The organism is Parvularcula oceani (assembly GCF_000733125.1).
GTDB lineage: Bacteria > Pseudomonadota > Alphaproteobacteria > Caulobacterales > Parvularculaceae > Parvularcula > Parvularcula oceani.
The window spans coordinates 1-13,689 of sequence record NZ_JPHU01000010.1; the positions used below are offsets into that span (position 1 = coordinate 1).

General features: G+C 68.6%; 8 protein-coding genes. 5 read left to right on the forward strand and 3 right to left on the reverse strand.

The features are described 5' to 3' along the window. Together IE88_RS18385 and IE88_RS0111100 are read left to right on the forward strand one after the other, a co-directional pair. A partial coding sequence (locus tag IE88_RS18385; protein WP_031554446.1) for a hypothetical protein occupies positions 1-2,017 on the forward strand: 2,017 nt, incomplete at its 5' end. A gap of 37 nt (positions 2,018-2,054) precedes the next feature. Continuing rightward, complete coding sequence (locus tag IE88_RS0111100) at positions 2,055-3,044, forward strand: glycoside hydrolase family 43 protein (protein ID WP_031554449.1); 990 nt, start codon at positions 2,055-2,057, stop codon at positions 3,042-3,044. A 42-nt stretch (positions 3,045-3,086) separates the two neighbouring features. Here the strand turns inward: IE88_RS0111100 and IE88_RS0111105 are convergent, their stop codons facing one another. Beyond that, positions 3,087-4,583, reverse strand: a complete 1,497-nt coding sequence (locus IE88_RS0111105) for a UxaA family hydrolase (RefSeq protein WP_031554451.1) — start codon at positions 4,581-4,583, stop codon at positions 3,087-3,089. A 3-nt stretch (positions 4,584-4,586) separates the two neighbouring features. Next, positions 4,587-5,705, reverse strand: coding sequence for an endo-1,4-beta-xylanase (locus IE88_RS0111110; protein WP_031554453.1), 1,119 nt, complete (start codon positions 5,703-5,705; stop codon positions 4,587-4,589). Between the two features lie 116 nt (positions 5,706-5,821). Here IE88_RS0111110 and IE88_RS0111115 point away from each other — a divergent pair, with 116 nt between their 5' ends. Further along, complete coding sequence (locus IE88_RS0111115) at positions 5,822-7,678, forward strand: mechanosensitive ion channel family protein (RefSeq protein ID WP_031554455.1); 1,857 nt, start codon at positions 5,822-5,824, stop codon at positions 7,676-7,678. A gap of 4 nt (positions 7,679-7,682) precedes the next feature. On the opposite strand, the gene IE88_RS0111120 is transcribed toward IE88_RS0111115, so the two are convergent. After that, on the reverse strand, positions 7,683-9,128 hold the full coding sequence (locus tag IE88_RS0111120; RefSeq protein ID WP_162178340.1) for an efflux transporter outer membrane subunit: 1,446 nt from the start codon (positions 9,126-9,128) through the stop codon (positions 7,683-7,685). A 76-nt stretch (positions 9,129-9,204) separates the two neighbouring features. Between IE88_RS0111120 and IE88_RS0111125 the strand changes: the two genes are divergently transcribed. Both IE88_RS0111125 and IE88_RS0111130 read left to right on the forward strand, forming a co-directional pair. Further along, complete coding sequence (locus IE88_RS0111125; RefSeq protein ID WP_162178341.1) at positions 9,205-10,458, forward strand: efflux RND transporter periplasmic adaptor subunit; 1,254 nt, start codon at positions 9,205-9,207, stop codon at positions 10,456-10,458. After that, positions 10,455-13,661, forward strand: coding sequence for an efflux RND transporter permease subunit (locus tag IE88_RS0111130; protein WP_051881980.1), 3,207 nt, complete (start codon positions 10,455-10,457; stop codon positions 13,659-13,661). The genes IE88_RS0111125 and IE88_RS0111130 overlap by 4 nt, the downstream gene beginning before the upstream one ends. Positions 13,662-13,689: the final 28 nt, after the last annotated feature.

A 13,689-nucleotide genomic window follows, 5' to 3' on the forward strand; every position in this document is an offset into this window, starting at 1 on the left:
GCTGATCACCCAGGCCCAATGGGCATGGCACAGCTTCCCCAATCCCGAGGGCTTTACGCTCGACGACGCCATGCGCCCGATCGATGCGCGGGGAGAGGCCTATGAGTACCCTTATGTCAGCGACTGGTCGCAGGTCGAAGCGGACCCGGCGCTGCAATGGCTGCGGCGCAATCCTCACCGCTATTCGCTTGGCCGGCTGAGCTTCCGGCTCGCGGACGGGGAGGGCGGCCGCGCCCTCGCAGCCGAGGACATCTCGGCGACCGAGCAGCGCCTCGACCTGTGGACGGGGACGGCGCATAGCCGCTTCACGCTCGAAGGCGAGCCGGTCGCGGTGCGAACGCAGGTCCATCCGGACGAGGACCTCGTCCTGGTCGAGATCACCTCGCCCCTCGTGGAGGAGAGGCGCCTCGGGCTGGATCTCTCTTTCCCCTATGTCTCCGACGCGCTCAATCCGGATCCCGCCGACTGGTCTTCGCCGGACCGTCACCGCACCGAGCTGCGCGAAACGGATGATCGGGATACCGTCCGGATCGACCGGCGGCTCGACGAGGCCCGCTACAGCGTGGCTGCCAGCTTCGGGGGGGCGGAGGCGCCACGATTGTCGGATCGGCACGTCGTCACGGCCATGCCGTCCGGGCAGGGCGACACGCTGCGGGCGATGATCGCCTTCGCGCCGGACGAGGCGGCCCTGCCCGATGCGCAAGCCCAGGCCGCTATCGCCCGCGAAGCCGAAGAGGGCTGGCAGGCCTTCTGGAAAAGGGGAGGCATGATCGACTTCTCCGGCAGCACGGATCCGCGTGCGGAGGAGCTCGAACGCCGTGTCGTGCTGTCCCAGTACCTTACCCGCGTCAATGGCGGGACGAGGCTGATCCTGCAGGAAGAGGGCCTCTATTCGAACAGCTGGAACGGCAAGTTCCACCACGAGATGCATTGGTGGCATGCGGCGCATTTCACGCTGTGGGGCCGCGACGAGCTGACCGCCCCCGCCCTCGACTGGTACGCCGATACGCTGCCGCAGGCCCGGGCGCGGGCGGCGCATTACCGCCGCGAGGGCGCATGGTGGCCGAAGATGACGGGGCCGGACGCGGTGGAGAGCCCCAGCACGATCAATCCCTTCATCATGTGGCAGCAGCCCCATCCGATCTATCTCGCCGAGCTTCTCTACCGGGCGGCGCCGAGCGAGGAGACGCTGCGCCAGCATTCCGAGGTCGTCTTCGCGACGGCGGATCTTCTGGCCTCGTTTCTGAGCGGGACCGGGGACGGCGATCTCGCGCTCGGCCCGCCGGTCGTGCCGGTGCAGGAAGTCTGGGCGCCAGGAGCCACGGCTGATCCGGCCTTCGAACTCGCTTACTGGGCCTATGGCCTGAGGACGGCGCAGCGCTGGCGCGAGCGCCTCGGCCTCGCGCCGGACGAAGGCTGGGCGGAGGCGCTCGACCGGCTGCCCGAGCTTCCGCAGGAAGACGGCCTCTATCTGCCGGTCCGCAACGCCGAAGGCTTCTGGTCCGGGATTAACCGGCCCGAATGCGCCGGAGGGCTCGGCACGACCGGCGGCGCGGAGGCCGAAGGCGGCGCGCCGGCAGAGGACTGCTTCAACCGCGACCACCCTTCCTTCCTCATGGCCATGGGCTTCCTTCCCGGCGATGACGCCGACCGGGAGGTCATGGCGGCCACGATGGCGCGGACGAACCAAGCATGGGATTTCCGCCAGACCTGGGGCTGGGACTTTCCGATGATGGCGATGACGGCGGCACGGCTCGGCGAGCCCGGACAGGCGGTCGACTATCTGATGATGGATGCCGCGAACAACCAGTACGGGATCACCGGCATGACCCCGCGCTTCCATCTGACCCCGGAAGGTTATGAGCGGAATGCGGACACCTATTTTCCGTCCAATGCCTCTCTTCTGGCCGCCGTCGCGCTGATGGCGGCGGGATGGGACGGCGCGGAAGGCGAGGCGCCGGGCTTTCCGCAGGACGGATGGTCGGTGCGCGCCGAAGGGCTTCGCCCGCTGCCCTGAGGCGGCGCGACACAAGCAGATGAACGGGAGGACAAGGATGACGTCGAAACTGGTTCTGGGCGCGCTCGCCGCGCTCGCCGCCTTGGCAAGCACCGGCCAGGCGCAGGATGCCGCACCGTCGGCGGATGCGGAGGAGGTCTATCTCTTCTCCTCCTTCCGCAATGACGGGGAGACGGGCCTCCACCTCGCCTGGTCCGAAGACGGCCTGACCTGGAACGCGATCAATGACGGGGAGTCGGTTCTGATGCCGACCGTCGGGTCCAAGCTGATGCGCGATCCCTGCATCATTCAGGGGCCGGATGGGCGCTACCACATGGTCTGGACCACGGGCTGGTGGGAGGACAATATCGGCATCGCCCATTCGGACGACCTCGTGAACTGGTCCGAGCAGAAGATGCTGCCCGTCATGCGCGACGCCGAAGGCGTCCTGAACAGCTGGGCGCCCGAGATCTTCTATGACGAGGACGCCGGAGAATACCTCATCTTCTGGTCCTCTGCGGTGCCCGGACGGTTCCCGGAAACCGAGGATCGCGGCGATATCCGCTCGACCCTGGGCATCGGAATCAATCACCGCGTCTACTATACGACGACGAAGGATTTCGAGAGCTACACGCCGACCGCGCTCTTCTACGATGGCGGCTTCGTCTCGATCGACGCGAACATCGTGCGGGACGGTGAGCGCTATGTCATGTTCCTGAAGGACGAGACCAAGCGCCCGGAGCCGGAGAAGAATATCCGGATCGCGATCGCCGCGGACCCGCAGGGGCCGTGGGGCCCGGCCTCGCCGCCCTTCTCGCCCGAAGGCGTCTGGGTCGAGGGGCCGACCGGGGTGAAGATCGACGGCGAATTCCACGTCTATTACGACGCCTATATGGAGCACCGGATGATGGGCGCGCGGTCCGACGACCTCGTCCACTGGGAGGACATCACCGATGAGCTCTCCTTCCCCGAGGGCACGCGCCACGGCACGGTCCTGCCGATCACGCGGGAGAGGCTGGAAGGCATGCTCTCCGCCTACGAAGAGTGAAGCCCGCGAGGGAGGAGGGCGATGCGTCCTCCTCCCGAGAGCCTAGAGAGTCACGCCCGTCTTCCAGATGGCGATTTCGCGGTAATCGTTCTCTTCGTTGCGCGCGGGCTCGCCGGAGGCGGTGCGGAGGATCTTGTCCCACAGCGCGTCCGCCATCTCCTCCATGCCGGTGCCGCTGGCGACGGGCCCTGCGTCGAAGTCGATCCAGCGCGGCTTGCGCTCCGCCAGTCCCGAATTCGATGCGATCTTCAGCGTGGGGACCGGAAAGCCGAGCGGCGTTCCGCGGCCGGTCGTGAACAGGATCACGGTCGCGCCGCTCACGGTGAGGGCTGTCGAGGAGACCGCGTCATTGCCCGGCGCGTTGATCAGCGACAGGCCGGGCCGTCGCGCAGGCTGGGCGTAATCGAGGACATCGGCCACGCGCGAGGCGCCGCCTTTCTGGATCGCGCCGAGCGATTTCTCCTCGAGCGTCGTCAGCCCTCCATCCTTGTTGCCGGGGGAGGGGTTCTCGTAGACCGGTTGGTCGTGCCGGACGAAGTAGGACTTGAAGCCCTCGATCATCGTCACGAGCCGCTCGAACACCTCTTCGTCGACGGCCCGGTTCATCAGCTGGCGCTCCGCGCCGAACATCTCCGGCACCTCGGTCAGGAGGGAGCGGCCGCCCGCCGCCGTCACCCGGTCGGTCATGCGGCCGACGAGTGGATTGGCCGTGAGCCCCGACAAGGCATCCGAGCCGCCGCATTTCATGCCGAGCGTGAGCGCGGAGGCAGGGCAGGTCTCGCGGCGGTCGCCCGCCATCCGTTCGAGCAGGGTCTCGATGGCGGCGGTCCCGGCTTCCTCCTCGTCCTCGACCCCCTGCGCCGTGAAGGAGACGATCCGGTCCCGCGCGGCCTCGGGGAGCGTTTCGAGCAGGGCGTCGAGCCGGTTGTTCTCGCAGCCGAGCCCGATCAGCACCACGCCCCCGGCATTGGGGTGCCGGGCGAGGCCCGCGACGATGTCCCGGGTCTGGCCGAGATCGTCGCCGAGCTGCGAGCAGCCGAAGGGGTGGGAGAAGGCATGGACCCCGTCCGCCCCGCCTTGCGCCCGGACCAGCGCGTCGCCGTTGCGAGCGATCCGGGCGGCCGCCGTGTTCACGCAGCCGACGGTGTTCAGCACCCAGATCTCATTGCGCGTTCCCACGCGGCCATCGGCCCTGCGATAGCCCTCGAACGTGCCCCCCTCGCGCGGGGCGGGAGCAGGAGGCGCCGAGGCGGGCTCGTAGGAATAGGACTCGCCTGTGCCCAGCGCCGTGCGCAGATTGTGCGAATGGACATGCTCGCCGGGCGCAATTCCGGTCTCGGCGCGCCCGATCGGATGGCCGTAGCGGATCACGGCATCGCCCGGCCCGTGCGGCCGCAGCGCGATCTTGTGCCCCTGCGGAATGTCCTGCGCCGCGACCAGCTCATCCTCCCCCATGGGCAGGCGCTCGCCGGTCGAGACCGGCCGCAGCGCCACCGCGACGCTGTCTTCGGGATGAACGCGCAGAACGGCCGGGGGCATGGTTCAGCTCCTCTGCGGCGCGGCGCGAAAGGCGGCGGCCATGGCTTCGCGCATCGGCTTGGGGCGGTATTCATCGTCGAAGGGCAGGGGCCGCCGGACAAGCTCGCCCTCGTCCACGAAAGCCTGGATCCAGCTGTCATGGTCGGCGAGGCCCCAGGTCAGGACTTCCTTGGTCTGGGGATAGTCGAGCATGAGGCCGAGATAGTCCTTCGTATAAGCCGCGATCTCGGCATCGCGGACCGCGTCCGGGCCCGTGGCGTCGCCGTCATTGACGTCCAGCTCGGTCACGTAGAGATCGAGGCCCATTCCCGTCACCTCGTCCAGGAACCCGCGCCACGCTTTCTGCCGCGCAGGAGAGAACTCGGCCTCCCGGTCGGTCCATCTGGCATGCCCCTGAATGCCGAGGCCGGTCACCGGCGCGTCCTGCGCCAGGAGACGCTCGAGGAGGCGCAGGACGGCGGTCCTGTGGGTCTCGTGGCCGTCCTCCCAGCTCATATAGTCGTTATAGGCGAGCTTGGCGCCGGGGGCTGCCGCCTTCGCGGCATCGAAGGCGATGTCGATGACCTGCGGGCCCAGCGCCTTCGTGAAGGGCGTGTCGCGCAGCTCTCCGGTTTCGGGATCCAGCGTCTCGTTGACGACGTCCCAGGCATAGATTTGCGGCGCGTAGCGGCCCGCGACGCGGCCGATATAGCCGCGCAGGAAATCCTCCGCGGCCGCCGCAGTCCCGAACTCCGTCTCCATCACCCAATCCGGCAGATAGTCCGGGTGGTTCCACAGGAGGGCGTGGCCGCGCAGGTCGAGGCCGTTCCTCGCCGCGAACTCCGCCAAGGCGTCCGCCCCGCCGAAATCCCAGGCCTCCGGCTCGGGCAGGATGGCGTACATCTTCTGCGCATTCTCCGCGACCACGGCCGCGCATTCCTGCCTGACGAGGCCGAGATAGGCGGGATCGTCCAGCTGCGGCGTGCTGACCGCGCTGCCGAAGATCAGGCCGCGCTTCGCCGCGAGGGCGGCGAGGCTTTCCTCAGGAGCTTGCGCTGCGCGCGCGCCGGGCCGGGCGAGGGCGAGGCCGGCGCTTCCCGCTGCCATGAGCTGCAGCATTCTGCGGCGATCAAGTCTCGTCATGGCGATTGTCTCCCGGGCGCAGCATGCCGTCCCGCCTAGCATTGACTGTCGCACATTGTCGACTGAGTGCCCACAATCCAAGACTGATGGGTCGCGCATCCGCACCGCTTCCCGGCATGGACGAACGGCGATGGGCCCATTACGCCTTTCCCATCGGCAGCGGGGCTTCCATGCGTCTGACGGGTCTTTCGGTTCTCCTCTTCCTCTTCCTCGCGCTCGGAGGGGCGGCGGCGCAGCCCGCGCCCCCGGGCGGCGCTCCGGTGCGGGACACCGCCAATCCCGAGGAGGGCAGCGGCGGCGCCTTTTCGAGCCTGCTCGAGGCGGTGGAGTCGGGCAGCCGCCTCCTGATCGAGAAGATGCAGCCCGGCGAGGCGCGGGACCGGGTCGAAAACCCGCGCTTCAATTCCCAGGAAAGCCCCCGCGCCGCCATCATGACCTTCACCGAGGCCATGGACCTCGTCGGGCGCGGCTATGAGGAGCTCGGCTATCAGCGGGCACTGGCCAGCCTGCCGGCCGGCGCCTCGCGCGAGGATGCCGACACGCTCTACGAGGTCTTCCTGCGCCTCGGCCCCGTCTCGCCCGCCACGCTGCCGGGACCCGAGCAGATCGAGGAGACGGGAGACACGCGCTACGAGTTCTTTCCGCGCGGCACCGATCATCTCTGGGTGTGGCAGGCGGTGGAAACCTCGCCGCGCGGCGAGATCGCCGTTCTCCGCCAGCCCGGCGGCCATTGGCTGTTCTCCGAGCGCACGATCGCGGGCGCGGACGATCTCTACGAGGCGATGGCGTCTCTGCCGCCCCGCTTCGGCGACAATGACGGGGGACAATATTTCCTCAAGGTCTTCGCGCCGCTCGTCGAGGAGACGGGGCCCGCAGGCTGGCTCGGCTTCGTCGCCGTGACAGTGCTGGGGATCGCCCTGGGCTATCTTTTCTACAAGCTGATGGGGCGGCTCGCCGCGCGGATCGAGGAGAACGATCACAGCCTCGCCGCCTCGACCCTGCGGGGCCTCGGCGCATCGGGCGGCCTCGTCCTCTTCACCATCGCCTTCACGGTCGCGATCGGCTTCCTCTCGCTCGGTCCCGTGCTGCGGCCTCTTCGCTTCTCCGTGCCGAAATTCCTGCTCGTGATCGCCGTCGCGCTCCTCGTCATCTCGCTGATCGACGTCGCCGCGGCCTTCATCCGCCGCCACATCGACAAGGAGGGGTCCGGGCATTACGACCACATGCTGGTCCTGATCGTGCGCCGGATCCTGCGCACCTTCATCGTCGTCCTGGTCCTGCTCTTCGTTCTGCAGAACATGCTCGGCTTCAATATCGGTGCGCTGATCGTCGGCTTCGGCGTGATCGGCCTCGCGCTCTCCCTCGCCGCGCAGGACTCGGTCAAGAACCTGTTCGGAGCCGTATCGATCTATGTGAACCGCCCCTTCATGATCGGCGACTGGATCAGGTTCAAGGGCCAGTGGGCGACCTATTGGGGCACGGTCGAGGACATCAAGCTGCAGGCGACCAAGCTGCGCGACCTCAACGGCAATTACATCACCCTGCCCAACATGCTGTTCATCGACCGCGAGGTCGAGAACCTGTCCGCCCGCGGATATATCCGCCGCGAGGTGAACCTCACTCTTCCCTACCGCCCCGACGCGCGCGAGGTCGAACGGGCGATGCAGGCGCTGCGCGACGTCTTCTGCGACGAGGAGGTGGTGGAGGATGCCGGCATGGAGGGCCGGGAGGACGAGCCGCATGTCAGCTTCCCTGAATTCGGCGAAGGCTGGCTGATCATCCGGGGCTATCACTGGTACTTCATGGGGCAGAACGACGAGGCGCAGCGCGATACGCAGCGCGGCTGGTTCACCTATCTCGACCACTGCTCGCTCGTGAACCGCAAGATCGTCGATCTCTTCGGCGAACGGAACATCGAATTCGCCTTCCCGACCCAGACGATCGAGCTCATCCGCGGCGACGACCGGGCCTGAGTAGTCAGTCCGCCAGCGCCCTGTGCACCGCCACCCGCGCGCGCAGGGCGGCGGCACGGCCGGTGACGAACTGGTCCTCGGTCTGAAGCGCGGTGCGCTGCGCGTCGAGGAAGGTCAGAAGGCTGTCGGCGCCCTCGCGATAGCGGACCTCGGCGAGGAAGAGCGAACGCGCTGCGCTCTCCTGCGCCTCTTCGAGTAGCGCCGCCCGGTCGAGGGACCGAGCATAGCCGATCAGCGCCTCGTCAGTCTCGGTCAGCGCCGTCAGCACCACGCGCTGATAGGCATAGAGCGCCGCGCGCGCCTCGGCATCCGCCGCGTCGACCTGCGCGAGCAGCGTGGGATAGGAGAAGATCGGCCAGGACAGGCGGGGGCCATAGGACCAGCCGAGCGCGCCGTCATCCGTCAGCCCTTCGGGGTCGAGCGCGGTCAGCGTGGCATTGCCTGTCAGCGTGACCTGCGGGAACAGCTCGGCGGTCTGCACCCCCACGCCGTAGGTCGCGGCGGCGAGCTGGCGCTCGGCCTGCGCGATGTCGGGGCGGCGGCGCAGGACGGCGGTCGGGTCGGCGAGGGCGAGCGCTTCTGGCGGACGCGGCAAAGGCGGCGCATCCGCGAGCGCCGGGACCTCCCGGGCGAGCGACGGCACGGTATTCCCGGTCAGGAGGGCGAGGGCGGAGACGGCCTGGGCCCGCGAGGCGCGCAGCTGCTCGACCTGCGCCGCCGTCGTGCGGGTGATGGTCCGCTGCCTGGCGAGGTCGAATTCCGAGATCTCGCCGAGTTCGAACAGGGACTCCGTCAGCGCCAGCGCCTCTTCCTGCGCGGCGAGGTTGCGCCGCGCCACATCCGTCCGCGCCGCCGCTTCGAGATAGGTGAGATAGGCCTCGGCGGTGCGGGCGGTGACCAGCCGGTCGGTGTCGCGCGCCAGAGCGGCCTGCGCCTGTGCGCTGGCGCGCTGTCGGCGCGCCTGGTTCCGGATGCGGCCGAACAGGTCGAGCTCCCAGGAGAGGTCGGCTGCGGCCGTGTAGAGCGTGAAGGGATCGCTCTCGCCCAGCCCCGGCGCGCCTTCGCCATCGCCCGGCGGGCCGTCCGGCCCGAAGATCTGCGCGAAGGCGCCCTGGCTCTGTTTCTGGCGCTGCGCCGAGCCGGAGACCGAGCCCTGCGGCAAAAGGCCCCGATAGGCGGCGCGCGTCCGGGCCGCAGCGGCTTCGAGCCGCGCCGCGGCCTCCAAAAGATCGCGATTATCCGACCGCGCGAGCGCGACGAGCTGGTTGAGGACGGGGTCCTCGAAGGCCCACCACCACGGCGTTTCGTCCCGCTCCGCCCGCTCGAAGACAGCCTCGCCGCTGGCCACGAAAGCGTCCTGCACGCCCGCCGGATCGGGCGGCTCGTAGCCGGGACCGAGCGCCGCACAGGCGGCCAGCGACAAAATCGAAACGGAACCTAAGTAACGCAAACGCGCATTCTCCCTGTGCGGGGGCCGAGGGGCACCCCCCGCGGAACCTACAATGCAAGGCTCGGGCGGCAAGCGAATGACCGAACACTCCGAACGGAACGACAAGGCGGACGCAGACGGCCGCAAGCCGTCCAAGATGTGGACGATCGGCGGCGCCGTCGTGCTTCTTCTCGGCGTCGGCGTCTTCTTCGGCCTGCGCATGCTCGGCGGGGCGCCCGAGGGCGGACAGACCGAGGAGACCGTGCCAATGGTCGAGGTCGTCGCCGCCGAGGCCGAAGGGCGGCGCTATACGGTGAGCGAGGAAGGCTTCCTGCGCCCGCTCGCCGAGATCGCCGTCACCGCCGAGATGGCCGGGCGGGTGGAGGAGGTCTCCGAAGCCCTGGTCGCGGGCGGACGCATCGAGGAGGGCGAGCCGCTCTTCCGCCTCGACGACCGCGAAGTCCGTGCGCAGCTCCAGCAGGCCGAGGCCGACCTCCAGAGCGCGCGCGCGCAGCTTTCCAGGATCGAATCCGACGCCAGCCGGCAGGAACGCCTGGCCGAGATCGGCGCTGCGCCGGTCTCGCGGGCCGAACAGGCGCGCTCGGATCTCGCCGGCGCCCGCGCGGGCGTGTCGCAGGCCGAGGCGCAGCTCGAGATCGCGCGCGAGCGGCTGGACGACACGGTGGTGCGCGCGCCGTTCTCTGCGACGGTGCAATCGGAGAGCCTCTCCGTGGGCTCCTATGTCACGCCGGGCGAGGTGGTGGCGCGGATCTACGACAACACGGCGGCCAGGGTGAAGCTCGGCATGAGCCCGGACGATGCCGGGGCGGTGCGCCGCGCCCAGAGGGCTTCGGACGCGCCGCTCGAGGTCGCCGTCTCGCCCACCGCAGCGAGCGCCTCGACCCTGACGCTGATCGGCACGGTGGAGGAGATCGGCACGGCCCTCGATCCGCAGGCGCGCACCGTCACCGTCACCGTCAGGGTGGAGGACGCCTTCGCGGAAGAGAATGCGGGCCTCGTCTACGCCAATGATTTCGTGGCGGCGACGCTGCCGGCGCTGTCGCCGATCGCGCTCTATGCGGCGCCGTCGGGCGTGTTGCGCAAGGACGCCTATGTCTGGACGGTGGAGGCGGGCGGCGATGGCCGCGGCGCGCTGTCCCGGGTCGAGGTCACCCCGATCAAGCAGCAGGAAGACCGCGTCGTCTTCTCCTCCGAAGGAGACCTCGCCGATGCGCCGCTCCTCCTGACCGCGCTGACCGAGGAAGTGGACGGATTGCGAGTGCGGATCGCGCCTGCGGACGCAGAGCAGCGCCTCGCGGATCGTCAGCGAGAGAGCGGATCGTCGCAGTGAGAGGCCTCGTCTCCTTCTTCCTCGACAGCCGGGTCGCCGCCAACCTGCTGGCGCTCCTCCTCATCGTGGTCGGCATCTTCGCGATGCAGTCCCTGACCATCCGCCTCTTCCCCGAGATCAATCCCTACACGGTCTCGATCACGGTGTCCTATCCGGGCGCATCGCCCTCCGAGGTCGAGGAGGGCATCGTCGAACCCATCGAAGAGCAGCTCGAGGGCCTCGAGGGCGTGCGCAAGATCACGAGCCTTGCCGCCGAGAACGTCGCCAACGTTCTGGTCGAGCTCTACGAGGGCCAGGACACCCAGGAAAAGGTGAACGAGGTCCGTACCGAGATCAGCCAGATCACGGTCTTTCCCGAACAGGCCGAGGAGCCGCAGGTCACCGATTTCGAGGTCGAGGAGCTGATCGCCCAGATCGTGCTGGCGGGGGACGCCGACCCCGTCACGCTCAAGCGGCTCGCGCAGGACCTGCGCACCCGCCTCGCCAACACACCTGAGATCAGCCAGGCGCGGCTCGCCGGGGTTCCGGACTATCTCATCGATATCGCGGTCAGCGAGGGGCAGCTGCAGGCGCTCGGCCTGACCCTTCCCGGCATCGCCCGCACCGTGGGCGAGAGCAGCCTCGAGCTGTCGGCCGGCGAGATCGAGGGCGAGCGCCGCCGCACGCTGGTCCGCACGGTGGGCGAGGCGGAGACGGGCGAAGCCTTCGCCGACATCGTGGTGACGACGAGCGCGGAGGGCACGCCGGTCCGCCTCGGCCAGATCGCGGACATCTCCGATGCGCTGGATGACACGCCGATCCTCGCCCGGCTCGACGGCCGGCCCGCCGTGTCGATCAGCGTCTTCCGGTCGGGCGACGAGACCGTGTTCGGCATCATCGACTCCGTCAGGGCCGAGATCGCGGCGATGGAGGAGGACCTTCCCGCAAGCGTCGACGTCACCCTGTGGCGCGACGAATCCGAAAGTCTGGGCGACCGGATCGACCTTCTGACCCGGAACGCGATCATCGGCCTGTCGCTCGTCCTGGTCCTGCTTCTCCTCTTCCTCGATGTGCGCATCGCCTTCTGGGTGGCCATCGGTGTCGGGATCAGCTTCCTCGGCGCCTTCATCCCGATGAGCCTTCTGGGCCTCTCGATCAATCAGCTGTCCTTGTTCGGCTTCATCCTCGCCATCGGCATCGTTGTCGACGACGCCATCGTGGTGGGAGAGAACATCTACGCAACGCGCGAGGAGGGCGCCGAGAACAGCAAGGAGGCGGCGCGCAAGGGAACGCTCCGCGTCCTCAAGCCGGTGCTCTTCTCGGTCTCGACGACCATCGTCGTCTTCGTGCCGCTGATCTTCCTGCCGGGGCAGTTCGGCCAGTTCCTCTCGGCGATCGCCGCCGTGGTGATCTTCGTCCTCACACTGTCCCTGATCGAGAGCTTCACGATCCTGCCAAAGCATCTCAGCCATCTTCGCGATGCGCCGCCGCGGCGGTTCTCGCCGCGGCGCGTGCTCGACCCTCTGCGGGACAGAGTCGCCTCCACGCTCGACAGCTTCTCGCAAAAGCGGCTGCGCCCCGTCATCGCGCTTGCCGTGACCCGGCCTCTCGCCGTCATTCTCGGCATGGTCGGCGTGCTGATCGCCTCGGTGGGCCTTCTGGCGGGCGGGGTCGTGAAGTCGGTCTTCTTCCCCGAGGTCGAGGGCAATTTCGTCACTGCCGAATTGCAGCTGGCCGAGGCGGCCTCCGAGCGGCAGACGATCAAGTCGGCCCGCCGCATCGCCGACGCGGCGCAGGCCGCGGCCGAGGCGGTCGCCGAGACTGCCGATGTCGACCCCGACATGGTGATCGACGGCGTCTTCTGGAGCCTCGGCGAGAATGTCGGGACCGGCAATGAGCAGGTCGTGGTCTCGGGCGGGGCGGCCGCCAATGCCGCCTTCGTCACGGTGAAGATCCAGGATGCCGCCGAACGCGACTTCACCGCCGTCGCCTTCGAGAACGCCTGGCGCGAAGCTGTCGGCGCCATTCCGGGCGCGCAGACCCTCGCCTTCTCCTCGAACCTCGTCGGCAGCGGCGCGCCGATCCAGATCGAGGTCCTGAGCACGGACGAGACGGCCGCCCGGGAGGCGACGGCCGCGCTGCGCCGCGAGATCGAGAGCATAAGCGGCGTCTTCGACGTGCGCGACGACCGCTTCCGCACGACCGATGAGGTGCAGGTCGCCCTGCTGCCGGCCGCGCGCGCCTACGGCCTGACCCTCCAGGAGGTCGCAGCCCAGATCCGCGCCAATTTCTTCGGCGCCGAGGCCGTCCGCATCCAGCGCGACCGCGAGGAGATCGAGGTGCGCGTCCGCCTGCCCGAGGCGGAGCGCCAGAGCCTGTCCGTCCTCAAGAACCAGCGCATCGCGGTCACGACCGAGGAGGGCCGCCGCGTCTATGTCCCCATCGGCCAGGTCGCAGAGCTGTCGATCGGCGATGCCCCTGCGGCCATCACGCGGCAGGACGGCCAGCGGACCTTCGTGATCAGCGCCGACAACGACCTCAACCGCATCACAGCGGGCGCGGCCACCACGCGCGTGCTCGAGGAGATCTGGCCCTCCATGGCGTCCGATTATCCCGAGGTCACCGTCGAGGCGGGCGGCGACCAGGAAGAACAGGCGAGAGCCATTCCGGTCCTGGTCTCGGGCTTCGCGCTATCGCTCTTCGCGATCTATGCCCTCCTCGCGCTCGCCTTCCGCTCCTACAGCCAGCCCTTCGTCGTCATGTCGATCATTCCCTTCGGCCTGATCGGCGCGCTGATCGGCCATGCGATCTTCGGCTATGCGCTCAGCCTTCTCAGCCTGTTCGGCGTGATCGGCCTCGCCGGCGTCATCATCAACGATGCCCTTCTGATGGTGGACTACATCAATGAAGGGCTGGAGAACGGAAAGCCGCGCGAAAAGGCGATCACCGATGCCGCCGTCAGCCGCTTCCGCCCGATCCTGCTGACGACGCTGACGACCTTCCTCGGCGTGACGCCGCTGATCCTCGAACAATCCGTGCAGGCCGCCTTCCTCGTGCCCACGGCGATCTCGCTCGGCTTCGGCATTCTCTTCGGCACGATCATCCTGATGGTGCTGGTCCCGGCCGTGGCGAGCCTGCACCTTGCGGGCCGCGAACGGGCGAAGCGCTGGGCCTCGAAGCTCTCGCCATCCGGTGACGGCGCGCAAAAAGAACAGGAGGCCTGACCGAATCGCGCTTTCGCCCTTTCATCGG